This is a genomic window from Enterobacter sp. BNK-16 (assembly GCF_048684955.1).
Taxonomy (GTDB): domain Bacteria; phylum Pseudomonadota; class Gammaproteobacteria; order Enterobacterales; family Enterobacteriaceae; genus Enterobacter; species Enterobacter bugandensis.
On sequence record NZ_JBLQTQ010000001.1, the window covers coordinates 2,635,012 to 2,655,184 of the forward strand.

Sequence of the window (20,173 nt, forward strand, 5' to 3'; positions counted from 1 at the left end):
ATCTGTTTTTGTGAATGTATTGTTATCAGCACGAGCCTGGAAGTCGGTTTTTAAGCTTCATGCGCGTCTCTTCCCGCAGGCAGTTCCAGCTGGTGTCGATAACGGCTGCCGCCCATGCCGGCATGTTGGGAGAGAGACGGTAATGGACCCATTTGCCCTCGCGACGATCGATAACCAGCCCGGACTCGCGCAGCAAGGCCATATGGCGGGAGACTTTCGGCTGCGGTTCGCTGGTGGCGGAGCAGAGATCGCAGACACACAGCTCGCCCGCTTCACGGAGCAGCATGACGATGGCGAGTCGCGTTTCGTCGGAGAGGATTTTGAAGAGCTGGAGCGGGTGGAGCATGGGTGTTCCTGAGGGTAGATTAAATCATATTCGTTTAATCATATATGTTTTGGGGGGAAGAGAGAAGGTCAGATTACAGGACGGGGAATTTCAGGCAACAAAAAACCCATCAACCTTGAACCAAAACGGCGGGGTTGATGGGCTCCACAAATTGGGGACATCAAAGAAAAGCAGTGGCACTAGTTATGACTGCCCCCTGCTAAAAAAGTTCTGCGCGTTACAAAAATTTTTTCATTACGCGCAAACTTAGGAGTTATCCGAGTCCCGGCCAGATGATGATAATCAGCGTACCCGCCAGCGTCAGCAGTACGTTCGCGATAGCATAGGTGCCTGCATACCCCAGCGCCGGGATGTTGCTGCGCGCGGTATCGCTGATGATTTCCATCGCCGGCGCGCAGGTACGGGCCCCCATCATTGCCCCGAACAGCAGGGCGCGGTTCATACGCAGCACGTAGGCGCCGAACAGGAAGCAGATCACCACCGGCACCAGGCTGACGATAAGGCCGGAAACCAGCATCTGCCAGCCGACGGCGCCCAGGCTGTGGCCGATGCCGCTGCCCGCGCTCAGGCCGACGCCCGCCATAAACACCATCAGACCGAACTCTTTCACCATGTTCAGCGCGCCCTGCGGAATGTAGCCGAAGGTCGGATGGTTGGCTCGCAGGAAGCCCAGCATGATCCCGGCGAACAGCAGACCGGCAGCGTTACCGATGCCGAAGCTAAAGTTGCTGAACTGGAAGGTGATCATCCCGATCATCAGGCCAACAATGAAGAAGGCGCAGAAGGCCAGCAGGTCGGTGACCTGGCTGTGAATCGAGATAAAGCCGATGCGGTCGGCAACGGTTTTTACGCGTCGCGCGTCGCCGCTGACCTGCAGCACGTCGCCTTTGTTGAGCACAACGTTGTCGTCGATAGGCATCTCAATCTGGCTGCGGATCACGCGGTTGAGGAAGCAGCCGTGGTCGGTCAGCTTCAGCTGCGCCAGACGGCGGCCCACGGCGTTATGGTTTTTCACCACGATCTCTTCGGTGACGATGCGCATGTCGAGCAGGTCGCGGTCGAACACCTCTTTGCCGTTACGGAAGCTCGGGTCGAGACGGGCGTGGGCGTCCGGGTAACCCACCAGCGCGATGTCGTCGCCCATCTGCAGCACCGCGTCGCCGTCCGGGTTCGCCAGAATGCCGTTGCGGCGGATACGTTCGATGTAGCAGCCCGTCTGGCGGTAAATCCCCAGTTCGCGAAGATTTTTGCCGTCTGCCCATGCCACCAGCTCCGGCCCGACGCGGTAGGCGCGGATAACCGGGAGATAGACTTTACGTTTGGAATCGGTATCCAGGCCGCGCTCGCGGGCGATTTGCTGAGCGCTGGTCTGCAGATCCTGATGCTGCAGTTTTGGCAGGTAGCGCGCGCCAACGATCAGGCTCACCAGACCAATCAGATAGGTCAGGGCGTAGCCCAGGCTCAGATGGTCGAGGGCGGTAGAGAGCTGCGCACCCGCCATGCCGGAATGGCGCAGGGTATCACCGGCGCCCACGAGCACGGGGGTGGAGGTCATGGAGCCGGCCAGCATACCGGCCGTAAGCCCGATATCCCAGCCAAACAGTTTGCCCAGCCCTAACGCGATCAGCAGCGCGCTGCCGACCATCACCAGCGCCAGCATCAGATAATTTTTGCCGTCGCGGAAGAAAATTGAAAAAAAGTTAGGTCCCGCTTCTACGCCAACGCAAAAAATAAACAGCATAAAACCTAAGTTCAGCGCGTCCGTGTTAATGCTGAAGTGCTGCTGGCCTAATAATAAGGAGACGACTAAAACGCCAATGGAATTACCGAGTTGAACCGAACCCAGACGCAATTTACCCAGGCAAAGACCCAGCGCCAGTACCACAAATAATAACAGGATGTAATTCCCATTTAACAAGTCTGCGACGTTTATATTCACGGAGGCTAACTTCTTGTTTACCAGTAAGTTGTTGAATGAAAGGACTTTTTGGGCTACTGTTTTCTGGATCAGGGAAAAGCGCTAACGCTCCCTGTTTCCTGCTTTATTCCCTAAAACATTAGCTGGCGTGTAGTTTAATCGCATTAGCTACTGACAGCTACTGATTATCGCATCACCCTGTGCGTACTTTGGCATGGATTGCCGCACTGCTTTATCTGACTGGGCGTCTACCCGACGAATGTGTATTTGATAGAGATAAGTCAGGAGGATAGTTTGAATATGAAACGAAACTGGGCGGGGGTGATCAGCTGTTTTTTGCTGTTCACGGTCGTGTGCATGTCGCTCGCATTTAATGTAAAGGGCGCGTTCAGGGCGTCCGGGCATCCTGAGCTAGGGTTGCTCTTCTTCACGTTGCCGGGGGCTGCCGCCAGTTTTCTCTCCCGTCAAGGGGAGGTGGTGAAACCGCTGCTCGGCGCCATGCTCGCTGCACCGCTGTGTCTGCTGATGATGCGCTTGATGTATATTTCAACGCGGAGTTTCTGGCAGGAGCTGGCGTGGTTGCTGAGCGGCGTATTCTGGTGCGCGCTTGGCGCGCTGTGCTATCTGTTTGTGCGCAGCCTGGTTCAGCACCGACGGCACCGCAAATAAAAACGCCCTCAGGGTGAGGGCGTCTCTTCATTACTGCTCGGCAAACAGGCCCAGATGCTCTTTAGCGTAGGCCTCAAAGTCGGTGCAACCGCCGATGTGTTTCTGATCGAGGAAGATCTGCGGCACGGTTTCAACCGGCTTACCGACGGTTTTTTCCAGGTCGGCTTTGGTGATGCCTTCCGCGTGGATGTCCACATAGCGGAAGTTGAAGTCATCGCGCTCTTCGGTCAGTTTCTCAGCCAGCTCTTTCGCGCGCACACAGTAAGGGCACCCTGGACGACCAAAAATTACTGCAAACATTTCTCTCTCCTCAAAAAACAAGCCTGACGGCGAATGACACGTATAGTGCCCCATAACCCGCCGTCATTAAAGAAGGTTTCGCCTGTCGTTATAATATCTATGAGCTATGTTTCGCCAATTACACCGCGCACATCATTGCCTATACTGGCTGCCATACGTATTAAGCAAGACTAAAGAGAGACAAGATGACGCCAACCATAGACCTGCTCCAGTCCCACCGCTCCATTCGCCACTTTACCGATGAGCCGATTACCGAGGCACAGCGTAATGCGATTATCGACAGCGCAAGAGCCACCTCCAGCTCCAGCTTTTTGCAGTGCAGCTCGATTATCCGTATTACTGATAAGGCCATGCGTGAACAGCTGGTGACGCTCACCGGCGGGCAGAAGCATGTGGCTCAGGCAGCCGAGTTCTGGGTGTTCTGCGCCGACTTTAACCGCCACCTGCAGATCTGCCCTGAGGCGGAACTTGGGCTGGCCGAACAGCTGCTGCTGGGCGTGGTGGATACCGCGCTGATGGCGCAAAACGCCTTTACGGCCGCGGAATCGCTGGGGTTAGGCGGTGTCTATATCGGCGGGCTGCGTAACAACATTCAAAGCGTGACCGACCTGCTGAAGCTGCCAAAACACGTGCTGCCGCTGTTTGGCCTCTGCCTCGGCTGGCCGGCGGACAACCCGGATCTCAAGCCGCGCATTCCTGCCGCGATGCTGGTGCATGAAAACCATTACCAGCCGGTCGATCAGGATGTCCTGAATCAATACGACGAAGAGCTGGCAAACTACTACATGACGCGCGGCAGCAATAACCGTCGCGACACCTGGACGGACCATATTCGCCGCACCATCATCAAAGAAAACCGCCCGTTTATTCTTGAGTATCTGCACAAGCAGGGCTGGGCAACGCGATAGTCCATTCCTCCTGCGCCTGCCTGCGTATATGATATGCAGGCTTTTTCCATGTCTTCAGAGAGGTGCAGGGTGAAAATTGCCATATTGTCCCGGGACGGAACGCTCTATTCATGTAAGCGCCTGCGAGAAGCGGCGGCGAAACGCGGGCATCAGGTTGAGATCCTCGACCCGATGTCCTGCTATATGAACATCGACCCCGCCGCCTCGTCGATTCACTACAAAGGCCGCAAGCTGCCGCACTTCGATGCGGTGATCCCCCGCATCGGCTCCCAGATTACCTACTACGGCACCGCCGCGCTGCGCCAGTTCGAGATGCTGGGCAGCTATCCGCTCAACGAATCCGTCGCCATTTCCCGCGCCCGCGACAAGCTGCGCTCTCTACAGCTGCTCGCACGACAGGGGATCGATCTTCCGGTCACGGGCATTGCTCATTCACCGGACGACACCAGCGATCTGATCGATATGGTGGGCGGCGCGCCTTTAGTGATCAAGCTGGTGGAAGGCACGCAGGGTATTGGCGTGGTGTTAGCGGAAACGCGTCAGGCGGCGGAGAGCGTGATCGACGCCTTTCGCGGGCTGAATGCGCACATTCTGGTGCAGGAGTACATTGAAGAGGCGAAAGGGCGCGACATTCGCTGTTTCGTGGTGGGGAACGAGGTCGTGGCGGCCATCGAGCGCCAGGCCAAAGAGGGCGACTTCCGCTCTAACCTTCACCGCGGCGGCGTAGCGCGGGTAGCCGATATTAGCGAACGCGAACGGGAAATAGCCGTGAAAGCGGCGCAAACCCTGGGGCTGGACGTAGCGGGCGTGGACCTTCTTCGGGCGACGCGCGGGCCGCTGGTGATGGAGGTGAACGCCTCCCCGGGGCTGGAAGGTGTGGAAAAAACCACAGGGGTCGATATTGCAGGTAAAATGATCTCATGGATCGAGCGTCATGCCACGCCGGGTTACTGTCTGAAAACGGGCGGTTAAATGGATTACCGGGCGCTTTTTGAGTACCCTATGCGAAGTTTTTACTAAAGAGGCTGCACAGCGATGGATTTACAGGTCGTACCTACACTGGATACGTTACGTCAATGGCTTGATGATGCCGGGATCACGTTCTTCGAATGTGATTCCTGCCAGGCGCTGCATCTGCCTCATATGCAGAATTTCGACGGCATTTTCGATGCCAAAATCGATCTGATTAACGACGTGATCCTTTTTTCCGCGCTGGCCGAAGTGAAGCCTTCTGCGCTGCTGGCGCTGGCCTCCGATCTCTCGGCTATCAACGCCAGTTCTTTGACGGTGAAAGCATTTCTCGATATACAGGACGATAATCTGCCAAAACTGGTCGTTTGCCAGTCTTTATTCTCCGGGGCAGGGCTGTCGTTCAAGCAGTTCGCCTGGTTTATGCGCCTGAGCGAAGAGCAAATTTCCATGGTTATGATGGAAGCCAATGCACATCATCTGCTGTATAGCGCGGAAGACGATGCTGAGAATAATGATGCATCTCCCAATTTTCTTCACTAAGCCTGTCTGACTTTTGCGCAGTCGCTGCCATAGCGGCTGCAGAAGGCCATTTTTTCTGCTGCCTTTAACCTTTCTTTAAAGAATTTTTCACCTCCCTCAAGGCCATTTCGGCTTATCACGTAGACTTAACCTGCATAAAAAATTGATAAAAGGCGTTTTTTCGTCTGGGCTATAGCCGGAGACACGGGCTACAGTTATTCTTGCGATGCTTAAAAAAGCGAGCGGATCCTGCCGGGTAAAGAGGTTTCTTTTTATTTTGAGCAGAGCGACAAACTATGCATGATTTTTGCATATATCCAGATTGCACAGTTTAGTTCGTTTGTTAACGAGCTTTCAGAAGGAATAACACTATGATCGCCTTGAATAAAAAATGGTTATCGGGTCTGGTTGCGGGTGCTCTGATGGCCGTCTCTGCCGGCACGCTCGCTGCGGAACAAAAAACGCTGCACGTATACAACTGGTCTGACTATATTGCGCCGGACACGGTCGCTAATTTTGAAAAAGAGACCGGCATTAAAGTGGTCTATGACGTTTTCGATTCCAACGAAGTGCTGGAAGGAAAGCTGATGGCAGGCAGCACCGGTTTTGACCTGGTCGTACCTTCCGCAAGCTTCCTGGAGCGTCAGCTGACGGCGGGCGTCTTCCAGCCGCTGGACAAGAGCAAGTTATCGAACTGGAAAAACCTCGATCCGGAAGTGCTGAAGCTGGTGGCGAAGCACGACCCGGACAACAAATACGCCATGCCTTACCTGTGGGCGACCACCGGTATCGGCTATAACGTGGATAAAGTCAAAGCCGCGCTGGGCCCGGACGTTAAGCTGGACAGCTGGGACGTGGTGCTGAAGCCGGAAAATCTTGAGAAGCTGAAAAGCTGCGGCGTCTCCTTCCTCGATGCGCCGGAAGAGATTTTCGCCACCGTGCTGAACTACCTGGGCAAAGACCCGAACAGCAATAAAGCCGATGATTACACCGGCCCGGCGACCGATCTGCTGCTGAAGCTGCGTCCAAACATTCGCTACTTCCACTCGTCCCAGTACATCAACGACCTGGCGAACGGCGACATCTGCGTGGCAATCGGCTGGGCTGGGGACGTGTGGCAGGCGGCGAACCGCGCGAAAGAGGCGAAAAACGGCGTGAATGTGTCCTACTTTATTCCGAAAGAGGGGGCGCTGGCCTTCTTTGACGTCTTCGCCATGCCGGCTGACGCGAAAAACAAAGACGAAGCCTACCAGTTCCTTAACTACCTGATGCGTCCTGAGGTGATTGCCCACATCAGCGATCACGTTTACTACGCCAACGGTAACAAGGCCTCCGTGCCGCTGGTGAGCGAAGCGATCCGCAGTAATCCGGCAATCTATCCGCCAGCGGACGTGTTCGCCAAGCTGTTCACCCTGAAGGTTCAGGATCCAAAAATTGACCGCGTGCGTACCCGCGCGTGGACCAAGGTGAAAAGCGGTAAATAACGGCGTTAGGTAACGTTGCCCGGTGGCGCTATCGCTTACCGGGCCTACACAACCCGTAGGCCGGGCAAGCGTTCGCGCCGCCCGGCGATGCGCACCCAGACGGTGCGTTTGCACCAGTATTGATCTATGCCGGAGAGCACCCCGTGAATGACGCGATCCCCCGCCCGCAGGCGAAAGTCCGTAAAGCGCTGACCCCGCTTCTTGAAATTCGTAACCTCACCAAATCTTTCGATGGCCAGCATGCCGTGGACGACGTCAGCCTGACTATCTATAAAGGCGAAATATTCGCGCTACTGGGCGCATCGGGCTGCGGTAAATCGACCCTGCTGCGTATGCTGGCCGGTTTTGAACAGCCTACCGCCGGGCAAATTATGCTCGATGGCGTGGATCTCTCCAGCGTGCCGCCGTATCAGCGCCCGATTAACATGATGTTCCAGTCCTACGCGCTGTTTCCGCACATGACGGTGGAGCAAAACATCGCCTTTGGCCTGAAGCAGGACAAGCTGCCTAAAGCCGAAATCACCGCGCGCGTGGCCGAAATGCTGAGCCTGGTGCATATGCAGGAGTTCGCGAAGCGTAAGCCGCACCAGCTTTCCGGCGGTCAGCGTCAGCGCGTGGCGCTGGCGAGAAGCCTGGCGAAACGCCCGAAACTGCTGCTGCTCGACGAGCCGATGGGCGCGCTGGATAAAAAGCTGCGCGACCGTATGCAGCTCGAAGTGGTCGATATCCTCGAGCGCGTGGGGGTGACCTGCGTGATGGTCACCCATGACCAGGAAGAGGCCATGACCATGGCCGGGCGTATCGCGATCATGAACCGCGGGAAGTTCGTGCAGATTGGCGAGCCGGAAGAGATTTACGAGCATCCGACCACCCGCTACAGCGCGGAGTTCATCGGATCGGTTAACGTCTTCGAAGGGCTGCTGAAGGATCGTCAGGAGGATGGTCTGGTCATCGAATCACCGGGGCTGCAGCATCCGCTTAAGGTCGATCCTGACAGCTCGGTGGTGGATAACGTGCCGGTCTATGTGGCGCTGCGCCCGGAGAAGATCATGCTCTGTGACGATCCGCCTGCCGATGGCTATAACTTTGCCGTCGGGGAAGTGGTGCACATTGCCTATCTGGGCGATCTCTCCATTTACCACGTGCGCCTGAAAAGCGGACAGATGCTCAGCGCGCAGCTACAGAACGAACATCGCTACCGCAAGGGGCAGCCGACCTGGGGCGACGAAGTGCGCCTGTGCTGGGACGCGGACAGCTGCGTAGTGCTGACGGTATAAGGAGCGATCATGAGCACACTTGAACCTCCAGCCCGCGTCAAAAAACCGGGCGGCTTTGCCCACTGGCTGACGCGCCTTAAGATGAACCACGGGCGCAAGCTGGTAATCGCCATGCCTTACGTGTGGCTGATCCTGCTGTTCCTGCTGCCGTTCCTGATCGTCTTTAAGATCAGCCTGGCGGAGATGGCGCGGGCGATCCCGCCGTATACCGATCTGTGGGAGTGGGCCGACGGGCAACTGACGCTGACGCTGAATCTGGGCAACTTCCTCCAGCTCACCGAGGATCCGCTCTATTTCGAAGCCTATCTGCAGTCTCTGCAGGTGGCGGCGATCTCGACGCTCTGCTGTCTGGTGATGGGCTACCCGCTGGCGTGGGCCGTGGCGCACAGCAAGCCGTCAACGCGCAACATCCTGCTGCTGCTGGTGATCCTGCCGTCGTGGACATCGTTTCTGATACGCGTTTACGCGTGGATGGGGATCCTGAAAAACAACGGGGTGCTGAATAATTTTCTGATGTGGCTTGGGGTTATCGATCAGCCGCTGACCATCCTGCACACCAACCTTGCGGTCTATATCGGCATTGTCTATGCCTATCTGCCGTTTATGGTGCTGCCGATTTACACCGCCCTGACGCGGATTGACTACTCGCTGGTGGAAGCCTCGCTCGATCTTGGCGCGCGTCCGCTGAAGACCTTCTTCAGCGTGATTGTCCCGCTGACCAAAGGTGGAATCATTGCCGGGTCGATGCTGGTGTTTATTCCGGCGGTCGGGGAGTTTGTGATCCCGGAACTGCTCGGCGGGCCGGACAGCATCATGATTGGCCGCGTGCTGTGGCAGGAGTTCTTCAATAACCGCGACTGGCCGGTGGCGTCGGCGGTGGCGATTATCATGCTCCTGCTGCTGATCGTCCCGATCATGTGGTTCCATAAGCATCAGCAGAAACAGATAGGAGATCGCGGATGAACAACTTACCGGTAGTACGCTCCCCGTGGCGCATTCTGATCCTCGTTATCGGCTTCACCTTCCTGTATGCGCCGATGCTGATGCTGGTGATCTACTCGTTCAACAGCTCTAAGCTGGTGACGGTCTGGGCGGGCTGGTCGACGCGCTGGTACAGCGAGCTGTTCCACGACGACGCAATGATGAGCGCGGTGGGGCTGAGCCTGACCATTGCCGCGCTGGCGGCCACGATGGCCTGCGTTCTGGGCACCATCGCCGCGCTGGTGATGGTGCGCTTCGGGCGTTTTCGCGGCTCAAACGGTTTCGCCTTTATGATCACTGCCCCGCTGGTGATGCCGGATGTCATTACCGGCCTGTCGCTGCTGCTGCTGTTCGTGGCCCTGGCGCACGCCATCGGCTGGCCGGCGGATCGCGGCATGCTCACCATCTGGCTGGCGCACGTCACCTTCTGTACCGCGTATGTGGCGGTGGTGATCTCCTCGCGCCTGCGCGAGCTGGACCGCTCCATTGAAGAGGCGGCGATGGATCTCGGCGCCACGCCGCTAAAGGTCTTTTTCATCATTACCCTGCCGATGATTATGCCGGCGGTGATCTCCGGCTGGCTGCTGGCGTTCACGCTCTCCCTCGACGATCTGGTTATCGCCAGCTTTGTTTCGGGGCCGGGCGCGACGACGCTGCCGATGCTGGTCTTCTCCAGCGTGCGCATGGGGGTGAACCCGGAGATCAACGCCCTGGCCTCTATCATCCTCGGCGTGGTCGGAATTGTCGGATTTATCGCCTGGTATTTGATGGCGCGCGCGGAAAAACAGCGCGTGCGCGATATCCAGCGTGCAAGACGCGGCTGAAGGATTTAATATTTCCGGTGATGTGCCGCGCATGACGCGGCACTGTTTTTCAGGGAAGTAAAACATTGGGATTAGTAAAAAAATCACGTATTACGCACGCTCGTCCTAACGTTCCTGCGCTGGTTCAGGTGGCGGCGCTCGCCATTATTATGATCCGCTGCCTGGACGTGCTGATGATTTTGAATACGCTGGGCGTGCGCGGCATCGGGGAATTCATTCACCGCAGCGTGCAGACGTGGAATCTGACGCTGGTCTTTTTAAGCAGCCTGGTGCTGGTGTTTATCGAGATCTACTGCGCGTTTTCGCTGGTCAAAGGGCGAAACTGGGCGCGCTGGGTCTATCTGCTCACGCAGGTGACCGCCGCCAGCTATCTGTGGGCCGCCTCGCTGGGCTATGGCTATCCTGAGCTGTTCAGCATTCCGGGCGAGTCGCGACGTGAGATTTTCCATGCGCTGGTCATGCAAAAACTGCCGGATATGCTGGTGCTCTGCCTGCTTTTCGTTCCGGCGTCCAGTCGGCGGTTCTTCCGCCTGCAATAATGTGTATAATCGCAGCCCTCGTTTTCCTTAAGGTTTTCATATGCAGTGCGCACTCTATGACGCCGGACGCTGCCGCTCCTGTCAGTGGATAGAACAGCCGGTCTCTCAACAACTCACCGCCAAAATGGCCGACCTGCAACAGCTGCTGGCAGCGCACGCGGTGGGCGAGTGGTGCGCACCCGTCAGCGGCCCGGAGCAGGGCTTTCGCAACAAAGCCAAAATGGTGGTCAGCGGCAGCGTTGAAAAACCGCTGCTGGGGATGCTGCACCGCGACGGCACGCCGGAAGACTTAACCGACTGCCCGCTCTATCCCGCCTCGTTTGAGCCGGTCTTTGCCGCACTGAAACCGTTTATCGCTCGCGCGGGGTTAACGCCTTACAACGTTGCCCGCAGTCGTGGCGAGCTGAAGTACCTTCTCCTGACGGAAAGCCAGATCGACGGCGGCATGATGCTGCGCTTCGTGCTGCGCTCGGAAGCCAAGCTGGCGCAGCTGCGCGCGGCGCTGCCGTGGCTGCAGGAACAGCTTCCTCAGTTAAAGGTGATTACCGCAAACATTCAGCCGGTGCATATGGCGATCATGGAAGGGGAGAAAGAGGTTTTCTTCACCGACCAGCACGCGCTGGCGGAGAGCTTCAACGGCGTGCCGCTGTGGATCCGCCCGCAAAGCTTCTTCCAGACCAACCCGACCGTGGCAAGCAGCCTGTACGCCACCGCCCGCGACTGGGTGCGCGCGTTAAACATCCATCATATGTGGGACCTGTTCTGCGGCGTGGGCGGTTTTGGCCTGCACTGCGCCACGCCTGAGATGCAGCTCACCGGCATTGAGATCTCCGCCGAAGCGATTGCCTGCGCAAAGCAGTCCGCCGCCGAGTTGGGGTTAACCAATGTGCACTTTCAGGCGCTGGACTCCACGCAGTTCGCGACCGGGCAAGGCAACGTGCCGGAGCTGGTGCTGGTTAATCCGCCGCGTCGTGGGATTGGCAAATCCCTCTGCGACTATCTGAGCCAGATGGCACCCGATTTTATCGTCTACTCCAGCTGCAATGCGCAGACCATGGCGAAAGATATCGCTAATCTGCCGGGCTACCGCATTAAACGCGTGCAGCTTTTCGATATGTTCCCGCATACCGCACATTATGAAGTCCTGACGTTGCTCGTGAAATCTTAAACAAAATGTGAACTCTGCCCGCCCATAAAATCAGGTAAGCTTACGTCATAAGAGATGAATAAAGGCTTACCCATGAAGCAGATCCTGCTGGTGGAAGACGACCACGATATCGCGGCGCTTCTGCGGCTCAACTTAGAAGACGAAGGCTACGCCATCACCCACGAGCCCGACGGGGGCAACGCCCTGCAGCGCCTTGAAAAACAGCCGTGGGATGCGGTGATCCTCGACCTGATGCTGCCCAACGTTGACGGCCTGGAGATCTGCCGCCGCATCCGCCAGATGACCCGCTACCTGCCGGTGATCATCATCAGCGCCCGCAGCAGCGAAACCGACCGCATCACCGGGCTGGAAACCGGCGCCGATGATTATCTGGCAAAACCCTTTTCAGTGCAGGAACTGATTGCCCGCATCAAAGCGCTGTTCCGCCGCCAGCAGGCAATGGGGCAGGCGCAGGCTGACGGGCAAATCCAGGCCCACGGCCTGACGATCGATCCTCTGGCGCGCAGCGTGCTGCTTCACGGCCAGGTGGTGGATCTCACCCCGCGCGAATTCGAACTGCTGTACTTCTTCGCCCGCCATCCCGGCGAGGTGTTTTCCCGTCTGGCGCTGCTGGAGCAGGTGTGGGGCTATCAGCACGAAGGCTACGAGCACACCGTCAACACCCATATCAACCGCCTGCGCATCAAGATTGAGAAGGACGCCGCCGAGCCGGAGATAATTCGCACCGTCTGGGGCAAGGGCTATAAATTTGCGGAGCCAAACCATGATGCGCCGCTTTAGCCTGAGCCAGCGTCTGACGCTGCTGTTTGTCCTGCTGATGATGCTCTGTGCTACCGTCGCCTGCGCGGTACAGCTCTACAGCAGTATGCAGTACGGCAACGCGATGGTGCAGCGGTTGTCGGGCGGCCTGGCGCAGCAGATCGTCCAGCGGGAACCGATTCTGGACGCGCAGGGCAGGGTTGACCGCACCGCGCTGAAGCCGCTGTTCGACCGGCTGATGACCTTCAACCCGAGCGTTGAACTGTACGTTATCTCGCCGGACGGCGAAATCCTGGCCGATGCCGCACCGCCGGGCCATATTCAGCGGCAAAAAATCGACCTGGCACCGGTTCAGACCTTCCTGAGCGGTACCGCCATACCGGTACTGGGCGACGACCCGCGCAGTCAAAATAAAAAAGTGTTCAGCGCCACGCCGCTGCGACAGGACGGCGAGCTTAAGGGCTACCTGTACATCATTTTGCAGGGCGAGGAGTCGAACGCGCTGGCGGAAATGGCCTGGCATAAGGCGCTCTGGAGCACGGTGCTCTGGTCATTGCTGTGGGTCGCTCTGTTTGGCCTGCTGGCGGGTCTGCTGGTCTGGTACTGGGTGACGCGTCCGGTTAAGCGCCTGACGGAAGAGGTCACCGGCCTGGAGCAGGACAGCATTAGCGCAATCAGGCTGCTCGCAGCACAGCCGCCGGATGCCGCGGCCAATGACGAAGTGGCGCTCCTGCGCAACAGTTTCATCGAGCTGGCGCGAAAAATTACCCGCCAGTGGGACCAGCTGGCCGACAGCGATCGCCAGCGCCGGGAGTTTATCGCCAACATTTCGCACGATCTTCGCACGCCGCTGACCTCGCTGCTGGGCTATCTTGAAACCCTGTCGCTCAAATCCGCCACCCTGACGCCGCAGGAGCACCAGCAGTATCTCGCCACCGCGCTGCGTCAGGGACAAAAGGTACGACATCTTTCCCAGCAGCTTTTCGAGCTGGCGCGCCTTGAGCACGGCGGCATTAAGCCGCAGCGCGAGCGTTTCGCGATGGGAGAGCTGATTTCCGACGTGGCGCAGAAGTTTGAGCTTACCGCCCGCACGCGCGACGTGAATCTGCATATTGACGTGCCGGGGCCGCTGCCCCTGATAAACGCTGATGTGTCGATGATCGAGCGCGTGGTGACCAACCTGCTCGATAACGCGATGCGTCATACGCCCACTGGCGGGGAAATTCGTCTGGCGGTGTGGCAGGAGAATGAACGGCTTCAGGTTGAAGTGGCAGACTCCGGAACGGGCGTGGATGCCTCGCTGCGCGACGATCTGTTCCAGCGGCCTTCGGCGCTGAATACCCAGGCATCGCGGGAGAACCGCGGCGGGTTAGGGCTGTTAATCGTTAAGCGAATGCTGGAGCTGCACGGCGGCGGGATCAGGCTGATGGAGTCCGTGAGCGGGGCGCGGTTCAGGTTCTTTGTGCCGCTGTGAGAAATTGCCGGGTGGCGCTGCGCTTACCCGGCCTACAGACCACCCCCGTAGGCCAGACCACCCGGCAAAAAGAGATTACTGCGGGAACCACTGCTCGCTGATTTTCTGGTACGTGCCGTCTGCTTTAATCGCCTTAAGCGCGCCGTTCAGTTTTTCCAGCAGGGCTTTGTTATCCGGGCGTACCGCGATGCCGAGGCCCGTGCCGAAGTACTGCGGATCGGTCACTTTTTCCGTTGCGGTGCCCAGCTGCGGGTTGGTTTTCAGCCATTCGTTTACCACGGCGGTGTCGCCGAATACGCCGTCGATACGGCCGTTTTTCAGGTCGATAATCGCGTTCTGGTAGCTGTCATAGGCCACGGTTTTCACTTCAGGATGTTTGTCCTGCAGGTATTTCTGGTGCGTGGTGCCATTTTCCATCCCGATGCGTTTGCCTTTCAGCTCGTCAAAGGACTTGTAAGCCCCTTTCTTCGCAATCACCACCGCCGAGTTGGCGTAGTACGGGTCGGTGAACGCCACCTGCTTGCTGCGCTCCGGCGTGATGTCCATCCCGGAGATCACCGCATCGTATTTCTTGAATTTCAGCGACGGGATCAGGCTGTCGAAGGCATGGTTGGTAAAGGTGCAGTCGGCCTGCATCTGCTTGCACAGGGCTTTCGCCAGGTCGATATCGAAACCGACGATCTGATTGCTGGCGTCCAGCGATTCAAACGGCGGATAGGTGGCCGAAACGCCAAAATTGATTTTATCAGCAGCGGATGCGCCAGCGGCGAAGGTGGCGAGTAGTGCGGCCAGAACTAACTTTTTCATTGTAATGCTCCCGTCTGTCTATCTTGTCATTATGCGCCGTGTCTGCGGCATGGATGTACAATGCCAGTTAATGAATTTATATGCAATAAATATGATTAAATATTATGTTGAGTATAAAAAAAAGCGGATAAGCCATCGGGTTATCCGCTCTGGTAATTACGTTTTATGCACTCGCGTGATTAATTTCTGCGCTCAAACGCTAACGCTTTACGCTCAATCAGTCGCATCATCAGCGTCAGCAGGCCGTTCACCACCAGATAGACCACGCCGGCCGCACCGAACACCATCACGTCATAGGTGCGCCCGTACAGCAGCTGCCCGTGACCCATCACTTCCATTAGGGTGATGGTGTAGGCCAGCGAGGTACTTTTGAACACCAGCACCACTTCGTTGGAGTAAGAGGAGAGCGCGCGCTTGAAGGCGTACGGCAGCAGGATCGCCAGCGTGTCTTTTTTGCTCATGCCCAGCGCCCCGCAGGACTGCCATTGTCCTTCCGGGATGGCACGGATCGCCCCGTAAAACAGCTGGGTGGTATAGGCCGCGCTGTTCAGCGAAAGGGCAATCAGAGCGCAGAGCCACGGCTCAGAGAGCAGGTGCCAGATAACCGGATACGCCTGCAGTGACGGGAACTGGCCCGGACCGTAGTAAATCAGGAAGATCTGCACCAGCAGCGGCGTACCGGTAAACAGGGTGATGTAGCCGCGCACGATCCACACCAGCACCGGCGTTTTCAGCGTCAGGATGATGGTGAAGATGAGCGCCAGGATCAGCGCCACAATGATGGACGCCACGGTCAACGTCAGGCTGGTGTGCAGCCCCTTCATCAGCTCCGGGAAATATTCAAGCATCAGCCTGGTCTCCGTTCAAAGCGCGTCGCACGCAGGTCAATACGCTTGAGGATGTACTGACTGAGCAGCGTGATTACCAGGTAGATAGCCGCCGCCACGATGTACCAGGTAAATGGCTCCTGAGTACGGGTGGCGATGCTTTTGGTTTGCAGCATCAAATCGTTCACGCTGATCAGGCTCACCAGCGCGGTATCTTTCAGCAATACCAGCCACTGGTTGCCCAGGCCCGGCAGGGCGTGGCGCCACATCTGCGGCATCACCAGACGGAAGAAGATCGCTGCTTTCGACATGCCCAGCGCCTGACCGGATTCCCACTGCCCCTGCGGTACCGCTTTCAGCGCACCGCGCAGGGTTTGCGACGCGTACGCGGAGTAGAGCAGGGAGAGGGCAATCACGCCGCAGAGGAACGGGCTGACGTCAAAGTTGTCAATCTGCATCTGCACCGGTATCTGCGCAAAGCCGAGATTGAGGGTGAAGCCGTCCGACAGCGTGAGCAGCAGCTGTGAGGAGCCGAAATAGATGAACAGGACCACCAGAATTTCCGGTAGCCCACGCAGTACGGTGACCAGCGCGGAGCCCGCCCAGGCGACGGGGAACCATTTTGCTGATTCCCACACCGCAAAGAACATCGCCAGCACCAGGCCGATAATCAGTGCGCAAACGGCAAGGCCGACGGTCATCCCGGCGGCGCTTGCTAAAGGAAAAAATTCATTCATCAGGAATTACTTCTGGAACCATTTTTTGTAGATGGTTTCGTAGGTGCCGTCTTTCTTCACTTTTTCCAGCGCAGCGTTGAATTTCTGCTGCAGCTCGGTGTTGCCCTGACGAACGGCAATCCCCAGACCGGTACCGAAGTAGTCCTTATCGGTCACTTTATCGCCCACTGGCGCCAGCTTGTCGTTGGCTTTCAGCCACTCGGTCACGACAGCGGTATCACCAAATACGCCGTCGATACGACCATTCTGCAGATCCAGCTTCGCGTTCTGGTAGCTGTCGTACGGAACGGTGGTGATTTCCGGATGTTTATCCATGATGAACTTCTGGTGCGTGGTGCCGTTCTGCACGCCGACTTTCTTGCCTTTCAGCTGATCGACAGAGGTGAATTTACCTTTCTGACCAATAAACAGGGCGGAGTTGTCGTAGTAAGGGGTGGTGAACAGCACCTGCTTTTCGCGCTCAGGAGTGATGTCCATACCTGCCATGACGGCGTCAATACGGCGGAACTTCAGGCTTGGGATCAGGCTGTCGAACGCCTGATTGCTGAAGGTACAGGTTGCGTCGATCTCTTTACACAGGGCGTTTGCCAGGTCTACGTCGAAGCCAACAATTTTGTTGTTCGCATCAATGGACTCAAACGGAGGGTAGGAGGCTTCCGTGGCGAAACGAATGGTCTGGGCTGCGGTAGCGGAAAGGGTAACGCCAGCAAGCAGCACGGCAAGTAATACTTTTTTCATTATATTTCCCCTGACACAATCAATGAGATAAATAGTTTTTGAAGGCATCGGTTTGCGGGTTCGCGAAGCAGCTCGCGTCACCTTGCTCAACGATATACCCGTTTTCCATGTAGACCACACGGCTGGCGGTTTTACGCGCCACTTCCACTTCGTGGGTAACAATGACCTGCGTAATATTGGTTTCCGCCAGTTCGCGAATGATGCTGACGATCTGGGCGGTGATTTCCGGGTCCAGCGCCGCGGTCGGCTCATCAAACAGCAGTACCGCGGGCTCCATCATCAGCGCACGGGCAATCGCCACGCGCTGCTGCTGACCCCCTGAGAGGTGCAGCGGATAGCGGTCGCTGTAGGGCTTAAGGCGCAGACGCTCCAGCAGCTTTTCAGCACGCGCGATGGCCTGATCTTTGCTTAACCCCAGCACGCGGCACGGGGCTTCAATCAGGTTTTGCAGCACCGTCAGGTGCGGCCAGAGATTGTATTGCTGGAAGACCATGCCGACGTTTTGACGCAGTTCGCGTATAGCTTTATCCGACGGGGTTTTCGCGAAATCAAAATGGTTACCGGCGATAGCCAGCGTACCGGAACGGGGCATTTCAAGCAGATTAAGGACTCGCAGAAGGGAGCTTTTGCCTGCACCGCTTGGGCCAAGTAAAACCAGCGTTTCGCCTTCCGGGCAGTTCAGCGTGATGTCAAACAGCGCCTGGTGTGCGCCGTAGAAGCAGTTAATGCCGTTTAGTTTAATACTCATCGGGGCAGTCTTTACTCATCCAGGCAATCTATAGCAATTGAGGCCGCAGATAGTACCGTTGACAGAATAGTTATGCAATATTTCTGCGTTAAAAGTTAAATATAACCCGCATTTCCTCTTAAACATAGCACAAAATAGCGAACGGCAAGGTCGGCGAGTATAAATGTCGGCATTCTGCGTGAAATGCCGGACATTTTACGGGGGTAACATTTTTATCACTAATGATCTAGCGGTTCTCAATCGACTGGCGCAGCGTGCCGGCCGGGGCATGAACGCTGCCGCCGATATAGCGCACATCGTCCACCGCCCAGCACTGGCCTTCACGGATCATCAGCACTTCGTCCTGCCAGGTTTGGGTTCCCTCGGTCAGCTTCACGCGCAGCGGAATGTTCCGCGCATCGGTGTTCGGGATGGTTGACGCGCTGGCCACCTCGGCGCTGTCCGGCAGCGTGGTGCGGCTGGAGAACGGATCGGATTTCAGCAGGGCGTTATGCTGCGGATCGCGAGTGGCATCGTTGAGCAGTTTTGCAAGATTATCGCTCAGGTACGGGCGCAGGGCGGTGAGATCATTTCCGCGATGCTGAATGCGGTAATCATAGAACTGTTGCGCCACGGTATCCGGGCCGCCGTCTATGCAGGGGCCGCTGCGGGTACCGATATCCTTAAAGGCTGGCGTGACCGTGGTAGTACAGGCGCTGAGCACCAGCGCGCAGGGCACTAAAAGTGTTAAAGCAGAGTAGCGCATGTTGATTTCCTTATTTATTAACTATCCTTTCAATCATAGCGTAACGAACCGATAATGCTGTTGCTAACGCATTGAACGCTAAAGAAGGAGAGAAAGTATGCAGTTTTCAACAACGCCAACCCTGGAAGGACAGACCATTACCGAGTATTGCGGCGTGGTCACCGGCGAAGCGATTCTGGGCGCGAACATTTTCCGGGATTTCTTTGCCGGGATCCGTGACATCGTCGGTGGACGCTCCGGCGCGTACGAAAAAGAGCTGCGTAAAGCGCGCGAAATTGCGTTTAAGGAGCTGGGCGAGCAGGCCAAAGCGCTGGGCGCAGATGCCGTTGTAGGAATCGATATTGATTATGAAACCGTCGGCAAAGATTCGAGCATGCTGATGGTGAGCGTAAGCGGCACGGCGGTGAAAACCCGTCGATGAAACGCTCGCTTTCAACGCTCCTGCTGGCGATGTTGCTGGCAGGATGCGCCCAGGAAAAAGGCATTGTTGATAAAGGTGCCTACGAGCTGGATACCCGCCATCAGGCGCAGGCGGCCTACCCGCGCATAAAGGTGCTGGTGATCCACTACACCGCCGACGACTTCGACACCTCGCTGGCCACGCTGACGGACAAAAACGTCAGCTCCCACTATCTCATCCCTGCGAAGCCGCCCGCACCCGACGGCAAACCGCGCATCTGGCAGCTGGTGCCGGAGAGCGAGCTGGCCTGGCATGCGGGCATCAGCTTCTGGCGCGGCACCAACCGGATCAACGACACGTCTGTCGGCATTGAGCTGGAGAACCGCGGCTGGCAGAAGCGCGACGGTGTGAAAGTTTTCGCCCCGTTTGAGCCCGCGCAAATCGCGGCGCTTATCCCGCTTGCGAAAGACATTATCGCCCGGTACGACATTAAACCGCAGAACGTGGTGGCGCATGCTGATATCGCGCCCCAGCGTAAGGACGATCCCGGCCCGCTGTTTCCCTGGCAGGCGCTGGCGAAGCAGGGGATTGGGGCCTGGCCCGATGCCGGGCGCGTGAACTTCTATATCAATGGTCGTCCGCGCTATCAGGAGGTAGATCGTGCAGCCCTGCTCGACCTGCTGATGCGCTGTGGCTATGAGGTGCCGGACAACGCCACGGATCAGCAGCAGCAACGCGTTATCACCGCCTTCCAGATGCACTATCGCCCGCAGGTATGGAACGGCGTCGCGGATGTGGAAACGATGGCCATTGCAGAAGCCCTTTTAGAGAAATACGGGCAGGGGTAAACCTTCGGTTTGCGCCCGAATGCGCGTTTTCCCCTTATTTGTGCTTGAGATTAATCTTAAGTACAAACTCAATTCATTTTTAGTAAATTGACTTAAAATTATCCGGATTTAAGATAGACACATAGCTTGCTAAGTAAATCAAAAAAATATTGCTGACGGCAGGCGTTCTTATTTTCTCCTTGAGC

23 protein-coding genes are annotated in these 20,173 nt (G+C 57.0%); 14 read left to right on the top strand and 9 right to left on the bottom strand.

Translation table 11 applies throughout. From position 1 onward, the window contains the following. Positions 1-25: 25 nt before the first annotated feature. The gene (locus tag ACMGGH_RS12585; protein WP_126817720.1) at positions 26-346 is read right to left on the bottom strand and encodes a metalloregulator ArsR/SmtB family transcription factor; all 321 of its coding nucleotides are present in this window, start codon (positions 344-346) and stop codon (positions 26-28) included. Between the two features lie 253 nt (positions 347-599). After that, positions 600-2,285: an aspartate:alanine antiporter gene (locus ACMGGH_RS12590; protein WP_014169303.1), complete on the bottom strand. Its 1,686-nt coding sequence runs from the start codon at positions 2,283-2,285 to the stop codon at positions 600-602. A gap of 279 nt (positions 2,286-2,564) precedes the next feature. Here ACMGGH_RS12590 and ACMGGH_RS12595 point away from each other — a divergent pair, with 279 nt between their 5' ends. Next, positions 2,565-2,933: an inner membrane protein YbjM gene (locus tag ACMGGH_RS12595; protein ID WP_080339193.1), complete on the top strand. Its 369-nt coding sequence runs from the start codon at positions 2,565-2,567 to the stop codon at positions 2,931-2,933. Positions 2,934-2,963: 30 nt separating this feature from the next. On the opposite strand, the gene ACMGGH_RS12600 is transcribed toward ACMGGH_RS12595, so the two are convergent. Further along, positions 2,964-3,233: a GrxA family glutaredoxin gene (locus ACMGGH_RS12600; RefSeq protein WP_028012502.1), complete on the bottom strand. Its 270-nt coding sequence runs from the start codon at positions 3,231-3,233 to the stop codon at positions 2,964-2,966. Positions 3,234-3,418: 185 nt separating this feature from the next. On the opposite strand from ACMGGH_RS12600, the gene nfsA reads away from it, so the two are divergent. The 11 genes from nfsA (at position 3,419) to ACMGGH_RS12655 (ending at position 14,138) form a co-directional block, all read left to right on the top strand. Further along, on the top strand, positions 3,419-4,141 hold the full coding sequence (nfsA, locus tag ACMGGH_RS12605; protein ID WP_028012503.1) for a nitroreductase NfsA: 723 nt from the start codon (positions 3,419-3,421) through the stop codon (positions 4,139-4,141). A 69-nt stretch (positions 4,142-4,210) separates the two neighbouring features. Beyond that, positions 4,211-5,113, top strand: a complete 903-nt coding sequence (rimK, locus tag ACMGGH_RS12610) for a 30S ribosomal protein S6--L-glutamate ligase (protein ID WP_028012504.1) — start codon at positions 4,211-4,213, stop codon at positions 5,111-5,113. Between the two features lie 63 nt (positions 5,114-5,176). Continuing rightward, on the top strand, positions 5,177-5,653 hold the full coding sequence (locus ACMGGH_RS12615; protein WP_003858385.1) for a YbjN domain-containing protein: 477 nt from the start codon (positions 5,177-5,179) through the stop codon (positions 5,651-5,653). A 350-nt stretch (positions 5,654-6,003) separates the two neighbouring features. After that, on the top strand, positions 6,004-7,116 hold the full coding sequence (potF, locus tag ACMGGH_RS12620; protein WP_041910676.1) for a spermidine/putrescine ABC transporter substrate-binding protein PotF: 1,113 nt from the start codon (positions 6,004-6,006) through the stop codon (positions 7,114-7,116). Between the two features lie 143 nt (positions 7,117-7,259). Continuing rightward, positions 7,260-8,393, top strand: a complete 1,134-nt coding sequence (gene potG / locus ACMGGH_RS12625) for a putrescine ABC transporter ATP-binding subunit PotG (RefSeq protein WP_045630953.1) — start codon at positions 7,260-7,262, stop codon at positions 8,391-8,393. 9 nt (positions 8,394-8,402) lie between these two features. Then, positions 8,403-9,356 (top strand): putrescine ABC transporter permease PotH, encoded by a 954-nt coding sequence (gene potH / locus ACMGGH_RS12630; RefSeq protein WP_232948022.1) that lies wholly within the window; start codon positions 8,403-8,405, stop codon positions 9,354-9,356. Further along, the gene (potI, locus tag ACMGGH_RS12635; RefSeq protein WP_028012508.1) at positions 9,353-10,198 is read left to right on the top strand and encodes a putrescine ABC transporter permease PotI; all 846 of its coding nucleotides are present in this window, start codon (positions 9,353-9,355) and stop codon (positions 10,196-10,198) included. Before potH ends, potI begins: the two co-directional genes overlap by 4 nt. Positions 10,199-10,263: 65 nt before the next feature. Next, complete coding sequence (locus tag ACMGGH_RS12640) at positions 10,264-10,737, top strand: YbjO family protein (protein WP_028012509.1); 474 nt, start codon at positions 10,264-10,266, stop codon at positions 10,735-10,737. Between the two features lie 40 nt (positions 10,738-10,777). Then, the gene (rlmC, locus tag ACMGGH_RS12645; protein WP_232948023.1) at positions 10,778-11,905 is read left to right on the top strand and encodes a 23S rRNA (uracil(747)-C(5))-methyltransferase RlmC; all 1,128 of its coding nucleotides are present in this window, start codon (positions 10,778-10,780) and stop codon (positions 11,903-11,905) included. 72 nt (positions 11,906-11,977) lie between these two features. Continuing rightward, positions 11,978-12,685, top strand: coding sequence for a response regulator transcription factor (locus tag ACMGGH_RS12650; protein ID WP_041912037.1), 708 nt, complete (start codon positions 11,978-11,980; stop codon positions 12,683-12,685). Next, entirely contained in the window at positions 12,669-14,138 is a 1,470-nt protein-coding gene (locus ACMGGH_RS12655) for a sensor histidine kinase (RefSeq protein WP_420299123.1), read from the top strand. The genes ACMGGH_RS12650 and ACMGGH_RS12655 overlap by 17 nt, the downstream gene beginning before the upstream one ends. A gap of 75 nt (positions 14,139-14,213) precedes the next feature. Here the strand turns inward: ACMGGH_RS12655 and artJ are convergent, their stop codons facing one another. The 6 genes from artJ to ACMGGH_RS12685 all read right to left on the bottom strand — a co-directional run bounded on the left by artJ (position 14,214) and on the right by ACMGGH_RS12685 (position 18,740). Beyond that, a complete protein-coding gene (artJ, locus tag ACMGGH_RS12660; RefSeq protein ID WP_015571008.1) occupies positions 14,214-14,945 on the bottom strand; it encodes an arginine ABC transporter substrate-binding protein ArtJ in 732 nt (243 codons plus the stop codon). A 179-nt stretch (positions 14,946-15,124) separates the two neighbouring features. Next, complete coding sequence (gene artM / locus ACMGGH_RS12665; RefSeq protein WP_028012513.1) at positions 15,125-15,793, bottom strand: arginine ABC transporter permease ArtM; 669 nt, start codon at positions 15,791-15,793, stop codon at positions 15,125-15,127. Then, positions 15,793-16,509, bottom strand: coding sequence for an arginine ABC transporter permease ArtQ (artQ, locus tag ACMGGH_RS12670; RefSeq protein ID WP_232948024.1), 717 nt, complete (start codon positions 16,507-16,509; stop codon positions 15,793-15,795). Before artQ ends, artM begins: the two co-directional genes overlap by 1 nt. A 6-nt stretch (positions 16,510-16,515) precedes the next feature. Next, positions 16,516-17,247 (bottom strand): arginine ABC transporter substrate-binding protein ArtI, encoded by a 732-nt coding sequence (artI, locus tag ACMGGH_RS12675; RefSeq protein WP_008500032.1) that lies wholly within the window; start codon positions 17,245-17,247, stop codon positions 16,516-16,518. Between the two features lie 19 nt (positions 17,248-17,266). Then, positions 17,267-17,995: an arginine ABC transporter ATP-binding protein ArtP gene (artP, locus tag ACMGGH_RS12680; RefSeq protein WP_008500030.1), complete on the bottom strand. Its 729-nt coding sequence runs from the start codon at positions 17,993-17,995 to the stop codon at positions 17,267-17,269. A 226-nt stretch (positions 17,996-18,221) separates the two neighbouring features. Continuing rightward, positions 18,222-18,740 (bottom strand): lipoprotein, encoded by a 519-nt coding sequence (locus ACMGGH_RS12685; RefSeq protein ID WP_232948025.1) that lies wholly within the window; start codon positions 18,738-18,740, stop codon positions 18,222-18,224. Positions 18,741-18,837: 97 nt separating this feature from the next. On the opposite strand from ACMGGH_RS12685, the gene ACMGGH_RS12690 reads away from it, so the two are divergent. Together ACMGGH_RS12690 and ACMGGH_RS12695 are read left to right on the top strand one after the other, a co-directional pair. Further along, positions 18,838-19,161: a heavy metal-binding domain-containing protein gene (locus tag ACMGGH_RS12690; RefSeq protein ID WP_028012516.1), complete on the top strand. Its 324-nt coding sequence runs from the start codon at positions 18,838-18,840 to the stop codon at positions 19,159-19,161. Then, on the top strand, positions 19,158-19,988 hold the full coding sequence (locus tag ACMGGH_RS12695) for an N-acetylmuramoyl-L-alanine amidase (RefSeq protein ID WP_232948026.1): 831 nt from the start codon (positions 19,158-19,160) through the stop codon (positions 19,986-19,988). The genes ACMGGH_RS12690 and ACMGGH_RS12695 overlap by 4 nt, the downstream gene beginning before the upstream one ends. Positions 19,989-20,173: the final 185 nt, after the last annotated feature.